This window comes from Pseudomonas fluorescens group sp. PF-69, from assembly GCF_054481235.1.
The window spans coordinates 377016-397693 of record NZ_JBTMNC010000001.1; the positions used below are offsets into that span (position 1 = coordinate 377016).

The window sequence follows — 20678 nt, forward strand, 5'->3', positions numbered from 1 at the left end:
GCGCGAAGCCTGAAACCCCGCCGCAGCCTCAAGTTCTTCGCGAGCAGGCTCGCTCCGACAATCGTACAACCGAGGGTTGTCAGGCGCCTCCAGCGAGGTTCAAACTGCGGCCTTCGTCGCCGGTCGGTACTGGCGCCTTACTATTACTTTCTATTTAGATGCAGGCAGGCGACGCACATACGGTGTCGAGCGCTTGCGAGTTGACCATCAATTCAGGGACCCGGACATGGAACTGGTTGTAAAGAGCGTTAACCCGGAAACGTTGAAAACCGCCACGCTGGTGGTCGCCGTCGGTGAAGGCCGCAAACTCGGCGTCGCCGCCAAACAACTCGACGAACTCAGCGGCGGTGCGATCAGCGCCGTGCTCAAGCGTGGCGACCTGGCCGGCAAGGTCGGGCAGAGCCTGCTGCTGCACAGCCTGCCAAACCTCAAGGCCGAGCGCGTGCTGCTGGTGGGCGTGGGTAAAGATGAAGAACTGGGCGACCGCCCGTTCCGCAAAATCATCGCCGGCGTACTCAATACCCTCAAAGGCCTGGGCGGCAGTGATGCGGTCCTGGCCCTGGACGAAATCGTGGTCAAGGGCCGCGACAGCTACGGCAAGACCCGCCTGCTGGCCGAAACCCTGGTGGACGGCGAATACCAGTTCGATCAGTTCAAGAGCCAGAAAGCCGAACCACGCGCCCTGAAGAAAGTCACCCTGCTGACCATCAAGGCCGCCCAGGCTGAAGTGCAACGCGCCGTGACCCACGCCACCGCCATCGCCAACGGCATGGCCTTCACTCGCGACCTGGGCAACTTGCCGCCTAACATCTGCCACCCGACGTTCCTCGGTGAGCAAGCGAAAAACCTCGGCAAAGAATTCAAGGACCTGAAAGTCGAAGTCTTCGACGAGAAGAAGATCAAGGCACTGGGCATGGGCTCGTTCTATGCCGTTGGCCAGGGCAGCGCCCAACCACCGCGCCTGATCGTCATGCAATACAACGGCGGCAAGAAATCCGAGAAGCCCTACGCCCTGGTCGGCAAAGGCATCACCTTCGACACCGGCGGTATCAGCCTCAAGCCAGGCGCCGGCATGGACGAAATGAAATATGACATGGGTGGCTCTGCCAGCGTGTTCGGCACCCTGCGTGCGGTACTCGAGCTGAAATTGCCAATCAACCTGGTGTGCATCCTGGCTTGCGCCGAGAACATGCCGAGCGGCAACGCTTCTCGCCCGGGCGATATCGTCACCACCATGAGCGGCCAGACCGTGGAAATCCTCAACACCGACGCCGAAGGCCGTCTGGTGCTGTGCGATGCCCTGACCTACTCCGAGCGCTTCAAGCCGCAAGCCGTCATCGACATCGCCACCCTGACCGGCGCTTGCGTGGTTGCCCTGGGCTCCCACACTTCGGGCCTGCTGGGCAACAACGATGAACTGATCGGCCAACTGCTCAGCGCCGGCAAGGCAGCCGACGACCGCGCCTGGCAACTGCCGCTGTTCGATGAGTACCAGGAGCAACTCGACAGCCCGTTCGCCGACATCGCCAACATCGGCGGCCCGAAAGCCGGCACCATCACCGCAGCCTGCTTCCTGTCGCGCTTCACCAAGAACCTGAACTGGGCGCACCTGGACATCGCCGGCACCGCCTGGACCAGCGGCGGCAAGGACAAGGGCGCCACTGGCCGTCCGGTTCCCTTGCTGACCCAATACCTGCTGGACCGCGCCAAAGCCTGAAACCGATGATCCCGGGCGGCGTTGCTTGCCAGTGACGCCGCCCCGGCTCAGGAACCGCAATGACCAAAGTCGACTTCTATATCCTGCCCAGCGCCGATCCTTCGGCACGCCTGGATTTCGCCTGCAAGCTCACTGAGAAAGCCTGGCGCATGGGGCACCGCATCTACCTGCATTGCAGCGATGCCTCCCAACGCGACGATCTCGACGCACGCTTATGGGCGTTCAAAGGCGAAAGTTTCGTGCCCCACGGCCCCGCCGAAAGCGAACCGGACAGCCTGATCGTCCTGGGCCTTGGCGAAGACTGCGGTCAGCACCAGGATCTGCTGGTCAATCTCGACCTGAAAGTGCCGGCCTTTGCCCAGCGCTTTTCCCGCGTGGCAGAAGTGGTGGTGGAAGACCCGGTGATTCGCCAGGCCGCGCGGGAGAGTTTCCGTTTCTACCGCGAACAGGGCTATCCTCTGCAAGATCACCGTTTACAGCGACTCTGAGCATTCCGATGGACACTCCAAAACCACTGCAAAAGTCCGTGCACCTGCTGGACGACCTTGAGTCGATCCGCCAACTGCTCGGCGATGACAACCTGCAACCACCGCTGCTGACCGACACGGTCGAAGAAGGTGAACAGGAACAGATTCCGATGCTGTTCGATACCGTCAGCGCCCCCGCGCCGACCGTCGAACCGAAAGCGCCCGCGCCAGCCGCCGAACCGGCGCCGAGCGCCAGCAAGGGCGCCGACGCCCTGCTGTACCTCGACAGCGAACTGCGTGCCGCCGCGCAATTGATCATGCAGGATGTGATCGACGACTTCGCGCCGCACATCGAAACCGAAATCAAACGCCGCTTGAATGCGCGGATGGAACGGTTGCTGAGCCAGTACAACGATTGATTAACGTGCGCCAAGCGCGCTTCTGTGGGAGCGAGCCTGCTCGCGATAGCGTACGAACCGACTCGATGTTGAATGTGACGACCTTATCGCGAGCAGGCTCGCTCCCACACAAAACATCACGCCACTGATTGACTTTTCAGGTGCTGAGGTAGCGTCCGATCAGCGCGATCCCGCTCGCCAGCACCAACCAGGTCACCAACCGCACGAAGGCCTCGCGAGACAGGCGCATCGTCAGCCCTCGACCGATCCACAGCCCCAGCGCCATCGCCGGCAACAAGCACAGCGCCAGTACCAACAATGGCAGCTCGGCGTATACCCCCGCCACCACGAAGAGACTCAAGCGCACCACCGTGCTGCAACTGATCAGCGCGCTCTGCGTCGCCCGCGCTTCGTCCTTGGGCAGCCGACTGTTCAAATAGATCGCATACAAAAAGCCGCCACTGCCAAACAACGCGCCGAACATCCCGCCCACCGTCCCCATCGGCAGTGCCCACACGGCAGACAATTGCGCTGGCCGGGCTTTGACCCACAGGTTGTAGATCGCATAGACGCTGATAAACAACCCCATCAACAGCAATAACAGATCGGATTTCAGGTTCAGCAAAAAAATCACGCCCAGCGTGCAACCCACCGCCATGCAGGGCAGCAAACGCAACAACTCCGGTTTGGCGACGTTGCGCCGCGAAGGCAACAGATTGCCGAATGCCGCGACAAAATCCAGCAACACCAGCAAGGGCACGATTTTCGACAGCGGCATGAACAGAATCAGAACCGGCCCAGCCACCAACGCGGTGCCGAAACCGGCGATGCCAAAGACGATATAAGCCAGGGCGATACCGCCCCCGATCACCAGCCATTCCATGACGCCGAATGACCATTGGTTTAACAACTCAAGCACATCCATTCCCCTGTCTTCCTTGATTACGGCTGACAACTTTAACGTTTTGCTCGCGACGACGTCTTGAAATTCACCGACGATACCGCCTGCCGGACCGCTATCGCGAGCCAGCTCACTCCCACAAACAGCCTCCAACAACTGATTTGTGCGGGGTCATAGAGATTGGTCACCGAATGCCTTTATCATGCGCCCCATGATTAAAGATCCCTTTGCAAGACTCGGCCTGGACCGTGAAGTCCTGACCGTCAGCCAGCTCAACGGCCGAGCACGGGTGTTGCTCGAAGACGTGTTCAGCAACATCTGGGTCGAAGGCGAAATCTCCAACCTGGCCCGCCCGGCGTCCGGCCACGTGTACTTCACGCTCAAGGACAGCGGTGCCCAGGTGCGTTGCGCGCTGTTCCGGCAGAACGCGGCGCGGGTACGACAAGCGCTGAAAGACGGCCTGGCCGTCAAGGTACGCGGCAAGGTCTCGCTGTTCGAGGGGCGCGGGGACTACCAACTGATCCTCGACACCGTGGAACCTGCCGGCGATGGCGCGTTGCGGCTGGCTTTCGATGCGCTGAAGGAAAAACTCAGCGCCGAAGGCCTGTTCAGTGCCGAGCGCAAGGTACCGCTGCCGGCCCATCCACAACGGATCGGCATCATCAGTTCACCCACCGGCGCGGTGATCCGCGACATCATCAGCGTGTTCCGCCGTCGCGCACCTCAGATACAACTGACGCTGATCCCTACGGCCGTTCAGGGCCGCGAAGCCACCGCGCAAATTGTCCGCGCGCTGAAACTGGCCGATGCCCGCGGCTTCGACGCCTTGATCCTGGCCCGTGGCGGCGGCTCGCTGGAAGACCTCTGGTGCTTCAACGAAGAAGCCGTGGCCCGCGCGGTGGACGCCTGCGTAACGCCGATCGTCAGCGCCGTCGGCCATGAAACCGATGTGTCGATCAGTGATTTCGTCGCCGACGTACGCGCTCCGACGCCATCCGCCGCCGCTGAATTGCTCGCGCCGGACTCCAGCGATCTGGTCCGTCGGGTCGAAAGCCTGCACCGACGGCTGGTGATGCGCATGCGCGACCGCTTGATGCGCGACCGCCTGCGCCTCGAAGGCATCTCCCGGCGCCTGCGTCACCCCGGCGAACGCCTGCGCCAGCAAGCGCAACGCCTGGATGATCTGGACATGCGCATGCGTCGCGCCTTCGAACGCAGCCTCAACACTCGACGTGAACGGCTGATCCGCCTGGAAACCCGCCTGGCTGGGCAACATCCCGGTCGGCAACTGGCGTTGTTGCGCCAGCGCCTCGACAGTCTCGCCGAACGCCTGCCCCGCGCCATGCGCGAGGGCCTGAAAAACCGTCGCCTGCAGTTGCAAAGCCAAATGCAGACCCTGCATGTGGTCAGCCCCCTGGCGACGCTGGGCCGCGGCTACAGCATTTTGCTCGACGAGCGCGGCAACGCGATTCGCAACGCCGCGCAAACCCATAACGGTCAACGTCTGAAAGCCAGACTGGGCGAAGGCGAACTGCAAGTGCGGGTCGAAGACAATCACCTGACGCCTGTCACCCTTTCATTACTGGATTGACCCATGCCGCGCCTTTTAGCTTCTCTGCTATTGCTGTGCCTGACCCTCAACGCCCACGCCGACAGCTACATCACACGACTGTTGAACAAACCAGTGCCCGGCGGCGTCGCGGTGGTGGATCTGGGCACCTCCGCGCAAGCGCCGAAAGCGAGCTATCAGGGCAAACCGGTACTGGTGGTCAAGGAGCAGAACAATTGGCTGGCCATCGTCGGCGTACCGCTGACCGTTAAACCGGGCGCCCAGTCCATCAGCAGCGGCGGCCGTACGCTGAGCTTCACCGTGGGCCAGAAGAAATACCCGGAACAACGCATCACCTTGAAGAACACGCAGCAGGTCAACCCTGACCCGGAAAACCTCAAGCGCATCGAACGCGAGCTGGCAGAGCAGATTGCCGCCTATCGTACGTTCAGCCCGAATACCCCCAGCAACCTGCTGTTGGACAAACCGGTCAATGGGCCGCTGTCGAGCAAGTTCGGGGTGCGCCGGTTTTTTAATGGTGAAGAGCGTAATCCCCACGCAGGCCTGGACTTCGCAGTGCCAGCCGGCACACCGATCAAGACCCCGGCCGCTGGCAAGGTGATTCTGATCGGCAATTACTTCTTCAACGGCAACACCGTGTTTGTCGACCATGGCCAAGGCTTCATCAGCATGTTCTGCCACATGTCGAAAATCGATGTGAAGGTCGGTCAGCAATTGGCGCGCGGTGATGTGGTCGGCAAGGTCGGTTCGACCGGTCGGGCGACCGGGCCGCATATGCACTGGAACGTCAGCCTGAACGACGCGCGGGTAGATCCGGCGATTTTCATCGGGGCGTTTCAGCCTTAAGTCTGCGGGTGGCGGCATCACCGATGCCGCTTACTCAGCGTCCAGGTCTTCTATCCCGTGGGCCTCCCGGTCGGCCAGGCAGTGCTTGATCCATTCCCGGGTTTCCTCCGAGAACCCGGTCAGCTCTTCAGCCGTGACCAGCTCACGGGCGCATAGCCCGAGCAAGTGAGAACGCGCTTCATGCCGCGAGAACCTGAATACCCCAAACGCCCAGTACAACTCCTTTTGACCGGCCTGGAGCAATTCCTCGCTCGCCTCTATCCGCTCATAAGGTGAGAGGTTTTTATCCAGCACTGTCTTTTCGACATCCGCCATGATCCGCACGCACATCCGCTCATGGGCGACCGGACGCAACACGCAATAGAGCTTCCAATCGGACTCGTTCATCGCCGACTCCTGCTTGTCAGTCGAGGCTGTAAGCATAGCTGCACGGGCACGGCCCGATGCCAAAAGCCTCGATTGCGCATCACTCAAACCCTGCGCAAGCAACTGAACGATCAGAGCCATTCAGCACAATAAAATCTCGATAAATACATAGACACGAGTATTCCTCTCAATTTTTTTCGACTGCTTGCCATCTTCCCCCCCCGCGGTTAGGGTTGAAGGCATGAAAACTCCTCACACCCTCATCCAGCTTCGCCAGCACCGCAGCCTGTGCCTTGTCAGCGCACGACTGCCGGGCTGATCGCGGTGCCTCGTCTCACGCCTTACCCCCAGAACATTTGATCCACCGGCTGGCCGCCTTTTTTCGGCCTACACAATAAGGATTACTCCGATGAGCATGCTCAAAGACCCGTCTTCGAAATACCGCGCGTTCCCGACCATCGACATCCCGGACCGTACCTGGCCGTCGAAAACCATCACTGCCGCGCCGATCTGGTGCAGTTCCGACCTGCGTGACGGCAACCAGTCGCTGATCGAGCCGATGGACGCCGTCAAGAAGCTGCGCTTCTGGAAAACCCTGGTGCAGGTGGGCGTGAAAGAAATCGAAGCATCGTTCCCGGCCGCTTCGCAAACCGACTTCGACTTCGTGCGCACCCTGATCGAAGGCAACCACATCCCGGACGACACCACCATCCAGGTGCTGACCCAGGGCCGTGAAGACCTGATCGAGCGCACCTTCGAATCCCTTCGCGGGGCGAAGAAAGCCATCGTTCACCTGTACAACGCGACCTCCCCTTCCTTCCGCCGCATTGTCTTCAACCAGGACAAGGACGGCGTCAAGGCCATCGCCGTGAACGCCGCCAAGCTGTTCGTCAAATACGCGGCCATGCAGCCGGACACCGAGTGGACCTTCGAATACTCGCCGGAAACCTTCAGCGCCACCGAACTGGAGTTCGCCAAGGAAGTCTGCGACGCAGTAATCGAAGTCTGGAACCCGACGCCCGAGCACAAGATGATCCTCAACCTGCCGGCCACCGTGGAATGCGCGACCCCGAACATCTATGCCGACCAGATTGAATGGTTCGGCCGTCACATCAACCGTCGTGACAGCGTGATCATCAGCCTGCACACCCACAACGACCGTGGCACCGGCGTGGCCGCCACCGAACTGGGCCTGATGGCCGGCGCTGACCGCGTCGAAGGCTGCCTGTTCGGCAACGGCGAGCGCACCGGTAACGTTGACCTGGTGACCGTCGCCCTGAACATGTACACCCAGGGTCTCGACCCTCAACTGGACTTCTCCGACATCGACGGCGTGCGCAAAGTCGTCGAAGAGTGCAACCAGATCCAGGTGCACCCACGTCACCCGTACGTCGGCGACCTGGTCCACACGGCGTTCTCCGGCTCCCACCAGGATGCCATCCGCAAGGGCTTCGCCCAGCAGAAACCGGACGCGCTGTGGGAAGTGCCGTACTTGCCGATCGACCCGGCCGACATCGGCCGCAGCTACGAAGCGGTCATCCGCGTCAACAGCCAGTCGGGCAAGGGCGGTATCGCCTACCTGCTGGAACAGGAATACGGCATCAGCCTGCCGCGTCGCATGCAGATCGAGTTCAGCCAGGTCGTGCAGCGTGAGACCGATCGCCTGGGCCTGGAAATGACGGCCCAACAGATCCACGCCCTGCTGCACAGCGAGTATTTGCAAGCCAATACCCCGTACGCGCTGGTCAGCCATCGCCTGCAGGAAGAAAACGGCCACAGCGCCGTCGAAGTGGAAGTCGCCAGCCAAGGCCAGGGCGAAACCAACCTGCATTGGCGCGGCAAGGGCAATGGCGCCCTGGAAGCGCTGGTGGCCGGTTTGCCAGTCCCCGTGGAAATCATGGACTACAACGAGCACGCCATCGGCGCGGGCACCAATGCCAAGGCAGCGGCCTACATTGAACTGCGGGTGAATGGCGAGCGTGCGGTGCATGGCGTCGGCATCGACGAAAACATCACCACCGCCAGCTTCAAGGCCCTGTTCAGCGCGCTGAACCGCTCCCTGAGCCAGCCGGAAGCGAAAGCGGCGTAAGCCTGAGCTGTCATGCAAAAGGCCCCGGGGTGCGAACCTCGGGGCCTTTTTTTGCCTGCTGGTTTTGTGCTGTCTGAACCGGCCCCTTCGCGGGCAAGCCCGCTCCCACAGTTGACCGTTGTGAACTCAAATTTTGATTACACCCACATACCCTGTGGGAGCGGGCTTGCCCGCGAAGAGGCCAGGTCAGGCGACGACGAACTCAGGTGAACTCGAAAGTATCCGCATCCAGATTCGCCGGAAACCGCGTGCGATACGCCGCCAATTCCGCCGCATCCAGCACCACCTTGAACACCCCGTCAGCCTCACCGGCACTGAGCAGTGTCTCACCCTGGAAATCCAGCACCTGGCTGTCGCCGGTATACGCGAAGCCTTTGCCGTCCGTACCGACACGATTCACCGCCGCCACGTAGCACAGGTTTTCGATGGCCCGCGCCGGCAGCAAGCGGTTCCAGTGCTGGCGTCGTGCGCCCGGCCAGTTGGCGGTGTATAGCAACAGGTCAGTGTCCTGGGCATCGCGACTCCACACCGGGAAGCGCAGGTCGTAGCAAATCAACGGTCGCACGCGCCAGCCCTTGAGTTCGAACTGCACCTGACGCTCGCCGGGGGTGTAGTGGTGATGCTCGCCCGCCATGCGGAACAGGTGGCGTTTGTCATAGTGCAACACCTCACCGTCCGGCCGCGCCCACAACAGGCGATTGCGATGGCTGCCATCGGCCGCCTGAATGATGACGCTGCCCGTGATCACCGCGTCGAACTTCGCCGCCTGAGCCCGCAGCCATTTGCTGGTGGGGCCGTTTTCCGCTTCAGCGAGGGTCTCGGATTCCATCGAGAATCCGGTGGTGAACATCTCTGGCAGGATAATCAGGTCAGCGCCCTGGGCCTGTTCCAGCAGCGATTCGAAATGCTCCAGGTTGGCCTTGCGGTCATGCCAGGCCAGGGAAGTCTGGATCAGTGCGATGTTCAGATTCGCAAGCACACTCAGATCACGCATAGTTTTTCCGCTGCTTCACGCAGGGTCTCCTCACGTTTGGCAAAGCACAGTCGCACCAGGCGCTGGCCTTCGGGTGGCGTCTGGTAGAACACCGAGATCGGAATACTTGCCACACCCTGTTCGCGGGTCATCCACAGGGCCATTTCGACGTCATTGAGGTCCGGACGGATCTGCGAGTAGTCGACCAGCTGGAAATAAGTGCCGGTCACCCGGGTGAAACTGAAACGCGACGGTGCGAGCAAATCGCAGAACAGATCACGCTTGGCCTGATAGAAACCCGGCAGCTCTTCGATGTGCTCCGGATGCTCGGCCATGTAATCGGCCAAGGCGTATTGCAGTGGCGTAACACCGCAGAAACTGACGTACTGATGCACCTTGCGCAGCTCTGCAGTCAGGGCCGGCGGCGCGACGACATAACCGGTTTTCCAGCCGGTGACGTGATAAGTCTTGCCGAATGAGCTGACCACGAATGCACGCTGATACAGCTCTTCATGGGCCAGCACGCTGACGTGTGGCACGCCGTCGTACACCAGGTGTTCGTAGACCTCGTCGCTGACGAGGTAGATGTCGCGATCTCGAATCAGCGCCGCCAACTGATCCAGCTCGGCGCGACTGATCAAGGCACCGCTGGGGTTGTGCGGGGTATTGAGAATGATCATTCGCGTACGCGGGCTCAGCGCAGCGGCGAGCTTGTCGAAGTCGATGCTGAAATCGTCCAGCCCCAGCTGTACGTGAACACAACGACCACCCGCCAACTCAACCGAAGGCTCGTAACTGTCATAAGCCGGATCGAACACGATGACTTCGTCACCGCTGTGGATAACCGCCTGGATGGCGCAGAAAATGGCCTGGGTCGCGCCGGGAGTGACGGTCACTTCGCTATCGACATCCACCTGAACGCCATAGCTGCGAGCAATTTTGGCAGCAATCTGCTGACGCAGTACCGGCAGGCCCGTCATTGGTGAATACTGGTTGTGGCCATTGGCAATATGCCGACCGACCGCATCGCACAGGGCTTGCGGAGCATCGAAATCGGGAAAACCCTGGGACAGGTTGAGCGCCCCGGTCTGCGCCGCGAGCTGAGACATCTGAGTGAAAATAGTGATGCCGACATTCGGCAGCTTGCTGGTGATCATCGGTGGGCCCCTGCAGGTGAGCTGCAAGTTTCAAGCGACAAGCCGCAAGCGGTCAAGCCTCAAACCATCAGGCACAAAAAAGGGCCCTTAACAGGCCCCTTTTTGGTTTTGACTTGAAGCTTGCAGCGCGTAACTCAGGGCTGCCTTAGCGCTTGTCGCGGCGCTTCTTGTCGGCCTTCTTGTGGTGCGACATCAAGCGACGCTTCTTGTTGACCTGACGGTCGGTAAGCGAGTTCTTGTTGCCTTCGTACGGGTTTTCGCCGCCCTTGAACTCGATGCGGATCGGCGTACCGACCAGCTTGAGCACACGACGGTAAGTGTTTTCCAGGTAACGGACGTAGGACTTCGGCACCTTTTCGATCTGGTTACCGTGAATCACGATGATCGGCGGGTTCGCGCCACCCAGGTGGGCATAACGCAGCTTGATCCGACGGTTGTTCACCATCGGTGGCGCATGCTCACCGACCGCGTCTTCCAGAATCTGGGTCAGGCGGTTGGTTGGCCAGCGGGTGACGGCAGACTTGAACGAGTTCTGTACCGACGCGTAGAGATTTCCTACGCCAGTGCCGTGCAGCGCCGAGATGAAGTGGATGTCGGCGTAGTCAACGAAGAACAGTCGACGTTGCAACTCGACCTTCACGAAGTCGCGTTCGCTCGGGGTCATGCCGTCCCACTTGTTGATCGCGATGACCAGCGCACGACCCGACTCGATGGCGAAGCCCAGCAGGTTGAGGTCGTGATCGACCACGCCTTCGCGGGCGTCCATCACGAAGATCACCACGTTGGCATCTTTGATCGCTTGCAGGGTTTTGACCACGGAGAATTTTTCGACTTCTTCGTGGATCTTGCCGCGCTTGCGCACACCGGCGGTGTCGATCAGCGTGTACTTCTCGTCGTTGCGCTCGAACGGGATGTAGATACTGTCGCGAGTGGTGCCGGGTTGGTCATAGACGATAACCCGATCTTCACCGAGCATGCGGTTGACCAGGGTCGACTTGCCGACGTTCGGACGGCCGATGATCGCGATCTTGATCCCGTCTTTTTCGCTCGGACCAGGAATGCGCTTGGCTTCTTCGCCCTCGGCAACTTCCTCTTCCTCGCCTTCTTCCGGCTCTTCTTCGTCTTTCGGGAATTCGCTCAGGGCGATTTCCAGCATCTGGGTGATGCCACGGCCGTGAGCACCCGCGATTGGAATCGCATGGCCCATGCCCAACGGAGCGAATTCGGCGCGGGCCATATCAGGGTCGATGTTGTCGACCTTGTTGGCAACCACATAGGAACGCTTGTTACGTTTGCGCAAATGCTCGGCGATCATCTGGTCGGCGGCGGTGAAACCCGCCTTGGCATCTACCAGGAACAGCACAACATCAGCTTCTTCAATGGCCAGCAGCGACTGCTCGGCCATTTTTTCGTCCATACCATGCTCGTCACCGGAGATACCGCCGGTGTCGACCAGAATGTAGGAACGCCCTTGCCACTTGGCCTCACCGTATTGGCGATCACGGGTCAGACCGGACAAGTCGCCGACAATGGCGTCGCGAGTCCTGGTCAGGCGGTTGAACAAGGTGGACTTGCCGACGTTCGGTCGGCCCACCAGGGCGATTACGGGAACCATGCGGCTCTCCACTTCGTTATTTCAGAAAATACAAAAGCCGCTGCGAGGCAGCGGCTGGTGCTCGGGGCCACACTGTACGCTTGCCTGTGGGAGCGAGCCTGCTCCGGGCGGCGCACCGACGAAAAACGCCAGGGCACCGCGTTTATTCAGGACGCAAACGTCATCGTTGACGTCCATCGCGAGCAGGCTCGCTCCCACATTCATACCCACAAGTGAAGCAGCCTGGGGGGGTTAACCCCAAGCATAGTCAAACCTTTACTTAATGGTCAGGGCTTCCAGTTTGCCGCTGTTGCCATACACATAAATCGTGTCACCCACCACCAGCGGACGGGCACGCAGGCCGTCGCTGTCGATGCGCTCGCGGCCGACAAAACGACCATCCACCTGACTCAGCAGGTGCAGGTAACCTTCCAGGTCACCGACTGCAACGTAGCTGGAGAACACTTCCGGAGCCGACAGTTGACGGCGGGCCAGCGAATCGTTGCTCCACAAAGCTGTGGTGGAACGCTCGTCGACGCCTTCAACGGTGCCCGAAGACAGGCTCACGTAGACGCTGCCGAAACCCTGGGCGACACCGGCGTAGCTGGAAGCATCACGCTGCCACAGCTGGCGACCGCTTTGCAGGTCCAGTGCTGCAACGCGACCCTGGTAGCTCGCGACATAAACCGTCTCGCCAGACAACAGCAAGCCGCCGTCGATGTCGACCACGCGCTCCAGCTCCGAACGGCCTTGCGGGATCGCTACACGCTGCTCCCAAACCGGCACGCCGTTGGAAATGTCGAGAGCGACCACTTTACCGGTCGACAGACCCGCCACCGCGAGGCGGTTGGTCACGATCGGGGCACTGGTGCCTCGCAGGGTCAGTACCGCCGGGGTGCTGTCATACAACCAGCGCTGGCTGCCGGTTGTGGCATCCAGACCGATCAGACGGTCGTCCTGGGTCTGGACCACAACCACATCACCGTTGTTGGCGGGTGGTGCGAGGACTTCGCTGGACACGCGAGCGCGCCATTTCTCTTCGCCGTTGATGGCATCCAGGGCAACGATTTCACCCTTGAGCGTACCGATCGTCAGCAGACCGTAACCCACGCCAACAGCGCCGGAAACAGGCAGTTCGAGATCTTTCTTCCATTTGACGTCGCCGTTGTGGCGATCCATCGCAATCACCACACCAGTGACATCGGCGGCATAAATGGTATCGCCATCGATCGCCGGAACCAGCATGTTGTAGGTTTCGCCCTGACCGTCACCGATCGAACGGCTCCACTGCTTTTTCAGAACCACTTCTTCTTTGAAGTCGGTCAATTCGGCCGGTGGCAATTCTTTCTTGCTGTTGCTGCTGCAACCCGCGGCCAACAAGGCCAGAGCCAGCAATGCTGCATGTTTCCAACGGATCACGTCACGCATCCCCTTTGGCCAGGTCGTCCAGCTTGATTTGTAGGCCACCGACCGCCGCTTCATCCGACAGTGCCGCCTTGGCTTTTTGATACGCCGCGTACGCTTCATCGGTACGACCCAACTGCACCAGCAGGTCGCCCTTGAGTTCTTCACGAGTGGCCAGGAACGCTTTGTCGGCATCGCCTTCAAGCAATTTCAGGGCTTCATCGGTCTTGTTCTGCGCAGCCAGCACCTGAGCCAGGCGCTGACGGGCGATTTCGCCCAGTGCCGGATTGGCCGGTTTGGCAACGATGGCTTTCAATTCGGTGGCTGCGTCATCCAGCTTGCCGCTGTCGACGGCGACTTTCGCCACGAACAGGCTGCCGTACTGCGCGTAAGCACTACCGCCGAATTCGCTGTTGAGCTTGGCAGCCAGGTCCGAGACGCGGGCCGCATCAGGCTTGCCGTCGGGCGTCAGCGTGGTTTCCAGCAATTGCTGATAGAGCATTGAGGCGCCTTGCGACTGATTGCTCTGATACTTGTGAAAGGCTTGCCAGCCGAACACGATGACCAGCGCCAACAGGCCACCAGTAACCAGGGGCTTGCCGTTGCGTGACCACCAGTCCTTCAAATCCGCCAGCTGTTCGTCTTCGGTACTCGACACCCCAATACTCCTTAATCGCTAAATCGGCTGTTTAGACAGCTTCAACCCTGCACGACGCAGGTGGCCAGGTGTGCAGCAAGCGCATCCCAGGCAATGCTTTGTTGTTCGCCCTGGCCACGCAGGGGTTTGAAACCTACCACTTGCTGGGCCATCTCGTCGTCACCGAGGATCAGTGCATACAGCGCACCGCTCTTGTCGGCTTTCTTGAACTGGCTTTTGAAGCTGCCGGCACCGGCATTCACTTGCAGGCGCAGGTTGGGCAACTGATCACGAACCCGCTCGCTCAACGCCAGGCCAGCCAGCTCGGCGGCTTCACCGAAGGCGCAGAGGTAGACGTCGACCTGACGAGAGATCTCTTCCGGAATCTGCTCCAGGGTTTCCAGCAACAGGACCAGACGCTCGATGCCCATTGCAAAGCCAACGCCCGCAGTCGGCTTGCCGCCCATCTGCTCGACCAGACCGTCGTAACGACCACCCGCACACACGGTGCCCTGGGCGCCGAGTTTGTCGGTGACCCATTCGAAAACGGTCTTGCTGTAGTAATCCAGCCCGCGAACCAGCTTCGGGTTGATCACGTAAGGAATGCCGGCGGCGTCCAGGCGAGCCTTCAGGCCCTCGAAGTGCACGCGGGACTCTTCGTCCAGGTAGTCGGCCATTTTCGGCGCATCGACCAGAATCGCTTGTGTCTCGGCGTTCTTGGTATCGAGCACGCGCAGCGGATTGGTCTTGAGGCGACGCTGGCTGTCTTCGTCCAGCTTGTCCAGGTGAGCGGACAGGAACTCGACCAGTGCTTCGCGATAACGGCCACGGGACTCGCTGGTACCCAGGCTGTTGAGCTCGAGCTTGACCGCGTCACGGATGCCCAGCTCGCCCCACAGGCGCCAGGTGAGCACGATCAGTTCGGCATCGATGTCCGGACCATCGAGGTTGAACACCTCGACGCCAATCTGGTGGAACTGACGATAACGGCCTTTCTGCGGACGCTCGTGGCGGAACATCGGACCGATGTACCACAGCTTCTGCACCTGGCCACCACCGGTGATGCCGTGCTCGAGCACTGCACGTACACAGGCTGCCGTGCCTTCCGGACGCAGGGTCAGGGAGTCGCCGTTACGGTCGTCGAAGGTATACATCTCTTTTTCGACGATGTCGGTCACTTCACCGATGGAGCGTTTGAACAGCTCGGTGAACTCGACGATCGGCATGCGGATCTGCTTGTAGCCGTAGTTATCCAGCAGACGCGAAACGGTGCCCTCGAAGTGACGCCACAGAGGGGTCTGTTCGGGCAGGATGTCGTTCATGCCACGAATGGCTTGCAGAGACTTGCTCACATTAAATCCTTAAATTCCGTTCGGCTCTTGGGTCGGGCTCAGCCGCGCGCGATGACGGCAGCGTCAGCTTCGACCTTTTCGGCCGCTTTCTCGCGGATCAAGCGTTCGAGCTCATCCACGAGATTGTCATTCGTCAGTTTCTGCGACGGCTTGCCGTCGATGTAAATCAGGTTTGGCGTGCCGCCGGTCAAGCCGATATGGGCTTCCTTGGCTTCACCGGGCCCGTTGACCACGCAACCGATGACCGCGACATCCAGCGGCACCAGCAGGTCTTCAAGACGCCCTTCCAGCTCGTTCATGGTTTTGACCACATCGAAGTTCTGCCGCGAGCAGCTCGGGCAGGCGATGAAGTTGATGCCACGGGAGCGCAAGTGCAGGGATTTGAGAATGTCGTAGCCGACTTTCACTTCCTCGACCGGATCAGCCGCCAACGAGATGCGAATAGTATCGCCAATCCCTTCGGCGAGCAGCATACCGAGGCCCACGGCAGATTTCACTGTGCCGGAACGCAAACCACCCGCTTCGGTGATCCCCAGGTGCAACGGCTGGACGATTTCCTTGGCCAACAGGCGGTAGGCTTCGACGGCCATGAACACGTCGGACGCTTTCACGCTGACCTTGAAGTCCTGGAAATTCAGGCGTTCGAGGTGTTCAACGTGGCGCAAGGCAGACTCAACCAGCGCTGCGGGCGTTGGCTCGCCGTATTTTTTCTGCAGGTCTTTTTCCAGGGAACCGGCGTTTACGCCGATGCGAATCGGAATTCCGCGATCACGGGCGGCGTCGACCACGGCACGCACGCGATCTTCGCGACCGATGTTGCCCGGGTTGATCCGCAGGCAGTCAACGCCCAGCTCGGCGACACGCAGCGCGATCCGGTAGTCGAAATGGATATCGGCAACCAACGGCACCTTGACCAGTTGCTTGATTTTGCCGAAGGCCTCGGCAGCGTCCATGTCCGGTACCGACACCCGCACGATGTCGACACCGGCTGCTTCCAGACGATTGATCTGTGCAACGGTGGCCGCGACGTCATTGGTGTCGCTGTTGGTCATGCTCTGCACAGCGATTGGCGCATCACCGCCAACCGGTACGTTGCCGACCCAGATCTTGCGCGATTCGCGACGTTTGATTGGAGATTCGCCGTGCATGACTTATTGACCCAACTTCAGGCGAGCAGTCTCGCCACTGGTGAATGGAGCAACATCAACTGGCTGGCCGTTGTAGCTCACCTGAGCGCCACGGGCGAAGCCCAGGCGTACGGAAAACGGCGGTTTGCCGCTGACGGAAACGCTATCGCCTTTACGCTTGAGGCCGCTCAACAACACCTTGCCGGTGCCATCGCTCACTTGCGTCCAGCAATCGGCCGTGAATTGCAGTTGAACCTGGCCCTGGCCGGCGACCGGGGCAGCCGCTGGAGCTGCCGGCGCCGGGGTGCTTGGGACGCTCGGCGCGGTCACGGTCGGGGCTGGTACGGCGGGAACTGCCGGCGCCGGGGTCGCAGGAGTGGCAACAACCGGAGCCGTACCGTGCGCAGGTGCAACTGGCGCAGGTGTGGCCGGTGGTACCGCTGGTGCGGTCGCTTGAGCCTCGGTCGGTGCTGGCGCCAACGCATCGGCCTGCGGCAACGCAAGAGCGGTTGCGCCTTCAGCCTGACCTTGCGCGACGGCCTGGTCTTCCGGCTCGTCCAGTGGATGAATCTGGGTGGTGCCATCAGCGCCTTCGACTTCCACGTGCTCCGGGCTCAGGCTGACCAGATCCTTGGTGCGCATCGAGGTCTGATCCTGCCACCAGACAAAACCACCGCCAATCACTGCGATCAGCAACAGCAGACTGACAATTCGCAAGATGGTGTGGGAAACCCGGACCGGCTCTTCGATGCGGCCCAGGCTATGAACGTTACTGCCCTTGGAGTCGGTGCCGGTGGATTGGTCGAACTGCTGGACCAGAACGGCCTGATCCATGCCCAGCAACTTGGCATAGGCGCGAATATAGCCGCGAGCAAAGGTATGCCCTGGCAGCTTGTCGAAAGCGCCGGCTTCCAGATTACTCAGGGAATTGACGGTGAGGTTGAGTTTGAGGGCCACTTCGGCCAGCGACCAGCCATTGCTTTCGCGGGCCTGGCGCAGGGTCTCACCGGGATTAACGCGATTCGCTGCTACAACTTCGGGATGCGCCGCTTTCATCATTGCTCCGACAGGTATTGCTGATATTCCGGTGTACCGGGATAGAGTCGTTTTAGTTGCAGGCCCGCACTGGCGGCCTTGTCGCGATCTTCAAACACTTTTGCCAGTCGAACGCCGAGCAATAGACTACGTGCATTTTGCTCGGTGAGCAGGCTAAAACGGTCGTAATAGTCACGCGCGGGCACATAATGCCTGTCTTCGTAAGACAACTCAGCCATTTCCAGCAATGCACGAGGCTGCTGGTGGTTCAAGCGCAGGGCTTTCTCCAGTTGCTGCCGGGCCAAATCACGCTGACCGAGCATCGAAGCCGTCATGCCAAGGTTCTCGAACACACGCGAACGCTCAGGATACAGCGTATCGGCGGCAGCCTGCTCAAAGCGCTCATAGGCATCCTTGTAGCGCTTCTGCTCGAAAAGAAAACTGCCGTAGTTATTGAGGATTCGCGCATCGGCGGGGCGGGATGACAGCGCCTTGCGAAAATGCTGATCGGCCAGTTCCGGTTCCATTTCAGCCTGGAATACCAGGCCCAGCGCCGCGTTGGCATCCGGGTCCGCGTCATCCAGCTCCAGCGCTTTTTTCAGCGGTATTTTCGCTCGCTCGGTCATGCCCTGCTGCAAATAGCCGATCCCGAGCTGCACATAGGCCTCACGCGCTTCATCACGGCCCTTGCTGGTCTTCATGGGATTGTAATCGCCCGAAAGAACACAGCCAGCACACAGGCTGGCCAACAGCAAAAGCAGCGCAAAGCGCAGGGACATAGAGATCCTCTCTTAGTTGTTGTTCGCGGCGTTCTGCGCCATATCGTTGTCGGCGCTCAACTCGCGCACGGCGATATAACGTTCGCTGCGACGGGTGCGATCCAGCACCTGCCCTACCAATTGACCACAGGCCGCGTCGATGTCTTCACCACGGGTGGTGCGGACAGTGACGTTGAAACCGGCGTGATGAAGCTGATCCTGGAACCGGCGAATGGCGTTGTTGCTCGGCCGCTCGTACCCGGAATGCGGGAACGGGTTGAACGGAATCAGGTTGATCTTGCACGGAATGTTCTTCAGCAACTCGATCATCTCGACCGCATGCTCGACCTTGTCGTTAACGTCCTTGAGCAAGGTGTACTCGATGGTCAGCACGCGCTTTTCGCCCAGGGACGACATGTAGCGCTGGCACGACTCGAGCAGCATCTTAAGCGGATACTTCTTGTTGATCGGCACCAATTGGTTACGCAATGCGTCATTCGGTGCATGCAGCGACAACGCCAGGGAGACGTCGATGTGCTTGGACAGCTCATCGATCATCGGCACCACGCCCGAAGTGGACAGGGTCACGCGGCGCTTGGAAATGCCATAGCCCAGGTCATCCATCATCAGGTGCATGGCGGCAATGACGTTGTCGAAGTTCAGCAGCGGCTCACCCATGCCCATCATCACCACGTTGGTGATGGCACGGTCGACGGTCGCCGGGACGCTGCCAAAGGATTTGTTGGCAATCCACACCTGGCCGATCACTTCGGCGGCGGTGAGGTTGCTGTTGAAGCCTTGCTTGCCGGTGGAGCAGAAACTGCAATCCAGGGCACAGCCTGCCTGGGACGAAACGCACAAAGTGCCGCGCTTGCCCTGGGGAATGTACACGGTCTCGACGCAGCTGCCGGACGCCACGCGCACGACCCACTTACGGGTACCGTCGCTGGAGATGTCCTCGCTGACCACTTCCGGACCGCGAACCTCGGCAACAGCCTTGAGCTTCTCGCGCAGGGCCTTGCTGACATTCGTCATGGCGTCGAAATCATCGACGCCAAAGTGGTGAATCCATTTCATTACCTGACCGGCACGGAAACGCTTCTCCCCGATTGAGTCGAAGAATTTTTCCATTTCCTGTTGAGTCAGACCCAGCAGGTTGGTTTTAACAGTCGATGTAGTCATGGATTCACCTTCACTCTTAAGCCAATGCTTAGCGAGTGGTTACTTCAGTAGCTGCGAAGAAGTATGCGATTTCGCGAGCAGCAGCGGCTTCGGAGTCCGAACCGTGTACAGCGTTGGCGTCGATGGATTCAGCGAAGTCAGCACGGATGGTGCCGGCAGCAGCTTCTTTAGGGTTGGTAGCGCCCATCAGCTCACGGTTGCGAGCGATAGCGTTTTCACCTTCCAGAACCTGAACAACAACCGGACCGGAGGTCATGAAAGCAACCAGGTCACCGAAGAAACCGCGCTCGCTGTGCTCAGCGTAGAAGCCTTCAGCTTCGGCTTTCGACAGTTGCTTCATTTTCGAAGCTACAACGCGCAGGCCGGCTTCTTCAAAACGGGAAACGATCTTGCCGATCACGTTTTTAGCAACGGCGTCAGGCTTGATGATGGAGAAAGTACGTTGAACAGCCATGGTGTAACTCCAGAAACGGTAATTTGCGAAAAATTAAACCCGCGAATTATACGCGGGTTCTTGGGTATTGCCTAACTGCGTACGGCGCAGACTTAATCTGCTTCTTCGATCCAGGCGGCCTGAATGGCTTCAAGCACCTTCTCGCCACCGCGGGTCGGATCATCACTGAACTCCGGCAATGCCAGCACCCATTTGTGCAGATCGACGAAGTTCACGTAACGCGGGTCCACTTCCGGCCTGGATTCGGCCAGCTGGATCGCGATTTCCAGCACATCAACCCATTTCAGACTCATTTCACTTCCTTGAATCAGTGCGGCGCTTCGGCCGCATGGTTGAGCGAGTATTTCGGAATTTCGATGGTCAGGTCTTCAGTCCCGACTCGTGCCTGACAGGCCAGGCGTGATTGAGCTTCCAGCCCCCAAGCCTTGTCAAGGTAGTCCTCTTCCAGCTCATCCGCCTCTTCCAGCGAGTCGAAGCCTTCACGAATCAGGCAGTGACAAGTGGTGCAGGCGCAGACACCACCGCAGGCGCTTTCCATCTCGATATGGTGCTCATGGGCCAGTTCGAGGATGGAAATACCCGGCTCAGCCTCCACAACCATACCGTCCGGGCAAAACTTTTCGTGTGGCAGAAAAATGACCTGCGGCATCG

21 protein-coding genes are annotated in these 20678 nt (G+C 60.0%); 6 read left to right on the top strand and 15 right to left on the bottom strand.

Annotated features, from left to right (window positions below):
- Positions 1-226 precede the first annotated feature (226 nt).
- From ACX3YF_RS01715 to ACX3YF_RS01725, 3 genes are read left to right on the top strand one after another with little or no spacing between them, the layout of a single operon-like run.
- Positions 227-1717: a leucyl aminopeptidase gene (locus ACX3YF_RS01715; RefSeq protein ID WP_130207472.1), complete on the top strand. Its 1491-nt coding sequence runs from the start codon at positions 227-229 to the stop codon at positions 1715-1717.
- Between the two features lie 59 nt (positions 1718-1776).
- Entirely contained in the window at positions 1777-2205 is a 429-nt protein-coding gene (locus ACX3YF_RS01720) for a DNA polymerase III subunit chi (RefSeq protein ID WP_130207470.1), read from the top strand.
- A gap of 8 nt (positions 2206-2213) precedes the next feature.
- On the top strand, positions 2214-2603 hold the full coding sequence (locus ACX3YF_RS01725; protein ID WP_047538121.1) for a hypothetical protein: 390 nt from the start codon (positions 2214-2216) through the stop codon (positions 2601-2603).
- Between the two features lie 136 nt (positions 2604-2739).
- Here ACX3YF_RS01725 and ACX3YF_RS01730 read toward each other — a convergent pair whose 3' ends face one another.
- Positions 2740-3507, bottom strand: coding sequence for a sulfite exporter TauE/SafE family protein (locus tag ACX3YF_RS01730; protein WP_196585699.1), 768 nt, complete (start codon positions 3505-3507; stop codon positions 2740-2742).
- A 187-nt stretch (positions 3508-3694) separates the two neighbouring features.
- Here ACX3YF_RS01730 and xseA point away from each other — a divergent pair, with 187 nt between their 5' ends.
- Both xseA and ACX3YF_RS01740 read left to right on the top strand, forming a co-directional pair.
- Positions 3695-5074 carry an exodeoxyribonuclease VII large subunit gene (xseA, locus tag ACX3YF_RS01735; protein WP_130207466.1) on the top strand — a complete coding sequence of 460 codons (1380 nt, stop codon included), beginning with the start codon at positions 3695-3697 and terminating at the stop codon, positions 5072-5074.
- Between the two features lie 3 nt (positions 5075-5077).
- Positions 5078-5899, top strand: a complete 822-nt coding sequence (locus ACX3YF_RS01740; RefSeq protein WP_458973337.1) for a peptidoglycan DD-metalloendopeptidase family protein — start codon at positions 5078-5080, stop codon at positions 5897-5899.
- Between the two features lie 30 nt (positions 5900-5929).
- Here ACX3YF_RS01740 and ACX3YF_RS01745 read toward each other — a convergent pair whose 3' ends face one another.
- The gene (locus ACX3YF_RS01745; RefSeq protein ID WP_047539337.1) at positions 5930-6286 is read right to left on the bottom strand and encodes a hypothetical protein; all 357 of its coding nucleotides are present in this window, start codon (positions 6284-6286) and stop codon (positions 5930-5932) included.
- A gap of 388 nt (positions 6287-6674) precedes the next feature.
- Here ACX3YF_RS01745 and leuA point away from each other — a divergent pair, with 388 nt between their 5' ends.
- On the top strand, positions 6675-8354 hold the full coding sequence (leuA, locus tag ACX3YF_RS01750; RefSeq protein ID WP_047538113.1) for a 2-isopropylmalate synthase: 1680 nt from the start codon (positions 6675-6677) through the stop codon (positions 8352-8354).
- 202 nt (positions 8355-8556) lie between these two features.
- Here the strand turns inward: leuA and ACX3YF_RS01755 are convergent, their stop codons facing one another.
- The 13 genes from ACX3YF_RS01755 to fdx all read right to left on the bottom strand — a co-directional run bounded on the left by ACX3YF_RS01755 (position 8557) and on the right by fdx (position 20676).
- A complete protein-coding gene (locus ACX3YF_RS01755; RefSeq protein WP_130207462.1) occupies positions 8557-9348 on the bottom strand; it encodes an amidohydrolase in 792 nt (263 codons plus the stop codon).
- Positions 9336-10484, bottom strand: coding sequence for a pyridoxal phosphate-dependent aminotransferase (locus ACX3YF_RS01760; RefSeq protein ID WP_130207460.1), 1149 nt, complete (start codon positions 10482-10484; stop codon positions 9336-9338). The genes ACX3YF_RS01755 and ACX3YF_RS01760 overlap by 13 nt, the downstream gene beginning before the upstream one ends.
- Before the next feature lie 145 nt (positions 10485-10629).
- Positions 10630-12099 carry a ribosome biogenesis GTPase Der gene (gene der / locus ACX3YF_RS01765; RefSeq protein WP_090316528.1) on the bottom strand — a complete coding sequence of 490 codons (1470 nt, stop codon included), beginning with the start codon at positions 12097-12099 and terminating at the stop codon, positions 10630-10632.
- A gap of 255 nt (positions 12100-12354) precedes the next feature.
- On the bottom strand, positions 12355-13506 hold the full coding sequence (gene bamB, locus ACX3YF_RS01770) for an outer membrane protein assembly factor BamB (RefSeq protein WP_130207456.1): 1152 nt from the start codon (positions 13504-13506) through the stop codon (positions 12355-12357).
- Entirely contained in the window at positions 13499-14140 is a 642-nt protein-coding gene (locus ACX3YF_RS01775) for a tetratricopeptide repeat protein (RefSeq protein WP_090467297.1), read from the bottom strand. Before ACX3YF_RS01775 ends, bamB begins: the two co-directional genes overlap by 8 nt.
- Before the next feature lie 41 nt (positions 14141-14181).
- Positions 14182-15471: a histidine--tRNA ligase gene (gene hisS / locus ACX3YF_RS01780; RefSeq protein WP_130207452.1), complete on the bottom strand. Its 1290-nt coding sequence runs from the start codon at positions 15469-15471 to the stop codon at positions 14182-14184.
- 38 nt (positions 15472-15509) lie between these two features.
- Positions 15510-16619 carry a flavodoxin-dependent (E)-4-hydroxy-3-methylbut-2-enyl-diphosphate synthase gene (gene ispG / locus ACX3YF_RS01785; protein ID WP_020795607.1) on the bottom strand — a complete coding sequence of 370 codons (1110 nt, stop codon included), beginning with the start codon at positions 16617-16619 and terminating at the stop codon, positions 15510-15512.
- Positions 16620-16622: 3 nt separating this feature from the next.
- On the bottom strand, positions 16623-17654 hold the full coding sequence (locus ACX3YF_RS01790; protein WP_458973338.1) for a RodZ domain-containing protein: 1032 nt from the start codon (positions 17652-17654) through the stop codon (positions 16623-16625).
- Positions 17654-18412, bottom strand: a complete 759-nt coding sequence (gene pilW / locus ACX3YF_RS01795) for a type IV pilus biogenesis/stability protein PilW (RefSeq protein ID WP_288096944.1) — start codon at positions 18410-18412, stop codon at positions 17654-17656. Before pilW ends, ACX3YF_RS01790 begins: the two co-directional genes overlap by 1 nt.
- 12 nt (positions 18413-18424) lie before the next feature.
- Positions 18425-19573: a dual-specificity RNA methyltransferase RlmN gene (gene rlmN, locus ACX3YF_RS01800; protein ID WP_047538092.1), complete on the bottom strand. Its 1149-nt coding sequence runs from the start codon at positions 19571-19573 to the stop codon at positions 18425-18427.
- A 28-nt stretch (positions 19574-19601) separates the two neighbouring features.
- The gene (gene ndk, locus ACX3YF_RS01805) at positions 19602-20027 is read right to left on the bottom strand and encodes a nucleoside-diphosphate kinase (protein ID WP_047538089.1); all 426 of its coding nucleotides are present in this window, start codon (positions 20025-20027) and stop codon (positions 19602-19604) included.
- A gap of 92 nt (positions 20028-20119) precedes the next feature.
- Positions 20120-20320: a Fe-S cluster assembly protein IscX gene (gene iscX, locus ACX3YF_RS01810; RefSeq protein ID WP_047538086.1), complete on the bottom strand. Its 201-nt coding sequence runs from the start codon at positions 20318-20320 to the stop codon at positions 20120-20122.
- Between the two features lie 14 nt (positions 20321-20334).
- Entirely contained in the window at positions 20335-20676 is a 342-nt protein-coding gene (fdx, locus tag ACX3YF_RS01815; RefSeq protein WP_130207446.1) for an ISC system 2Fe-2S type ferredoxin, read from the bottom strand.
- Positions 20677-20678: the final 2 nt, after the last annotated feature.

Coding starts and splice junctions, on each gene's coding strand:
- ACX3YF_RS01715 (WP_130207472.1), top strand. CDS start 227: ATGGAACTGGTTGTAAAGAGCGTTAACCCGGAAACGTTGAAAACCGCC.
- ACX3YF_RS01720 (WP_130207470.1), top strand. CDS start 1,777: ATGACCAAAGTCGACTTCTATATCCTGCCCAGCGCCGATCCTTCGGCA.
- ACX3YF_RS01725 (WP_047538121.1), top strand. CDS start 2,214: ATGGACACTCCAAAACCACTGCAAAAGTCCGTGCACCTGCTGGACGAC.
- ACX3YF_RS01730 (WP_196585699.1), bottom strand. CDS start 3,507: ATGGATGTGCTTGAGTTGTTAAACCAATGGTCATTCGGCGTCATGGAA.
- xseA (WP_130207466.1), top strand. CDS start 3,695: ATGATTAAAGATCCCTTTGCAAGACTCGGCCTGGACCGTGAAGTCCTG.
- ACX3YF_RS01740 (WP_458973337.1), top strand. CDS start 5,078: ATGCCGCGCCTTTTAGCTTCTCTGCTATTGCTGTGCCTGACCCTCAAC.
- ACX3YF_RS01745 (WP_047539337.1), bottom strand. CDS start 6,286: ATGAACGAGTCCGATTGGAAGCTCTATTGCGTGTTGCGTCCGGTCGCC.
- leuA (WP_047538113.1), top strand. CDS start 6,675: ATGAGCATGCTCAAAGACCCGTCTTCGAAATACCGCGCGTTCCCGACC.
- ACX3YF_RS01755 (WP_130207462.1), bottom strand. CDS start 9,348: ATGCGTGATCTGAGTGTGCTTGCGAATCTGAACATCGCACTGATCCAG.
- ACX3YF_RS01760 (WP_130207460.1), bottom strand. CDS start 10,484: ATGATCACCAGCAAGCTGCCGAATGTCGGCATCACTATTTTCACTCAG.
- der (WP_090316528.1), bottom strand. CDS start 12,099: ATGGTTCCCGTAATCGCCCTGGTGGGCCGACCGAACGTCGGCAAGTCC.
- bamB (WP_130207456.1), bottom strand. CDS start 13,506: ATGCGTGACGTGATCCGTTGGAAACATGCAGCATTGCTGGCTCTGGCC.
- ispG (WP_020795607.1), bottom strand. CDS start 16,619: ATGCACGGCGAATCTCCAATCAAACGTCGCGAATCGCGCAAGATCTGG.
- ACX3YF_RS01790 (WP_458973338.1), bottom strand. CDS start 17,654: ATGAAAGCGGCGCATCCCGAAGTTGTAGCAGCGAATCGCGTTAATCCC.
- pilW (WP_288096944.1), bottom strand. CDS start 18,412: ATGTCCCTGCGCTTTGCGCTGCTTTTGCTGTTGGCCAGCCTGTGTGCT.
- rlmN (WP_047538092.1), bottom strand. CDS start 19,573: ATGACTACATCGACTGTTAAAACCAACCTGCTGGGTCTGACTCAACAG.
- ndk (WP_047538089.1), bottom strand. CDS start 20,027: ATGGCTGTTCAACGTACTTTCTCCATCATCAAGCCTGACGCCGTTGCT.
- iscX (WP_047538086.1), bottom strand. CDS start 20,320: ATGAGTCTGAAATGGGTTGATGTGCTGGAAATCGCGATCCAGCTGGCC.
- fdx (WP_130207446.1), bottom strand. CDS start 20,676: ATGCCGCAGGTCATTTTTCTGCCACACGAAAAGTTTTGCCCGGACGGT.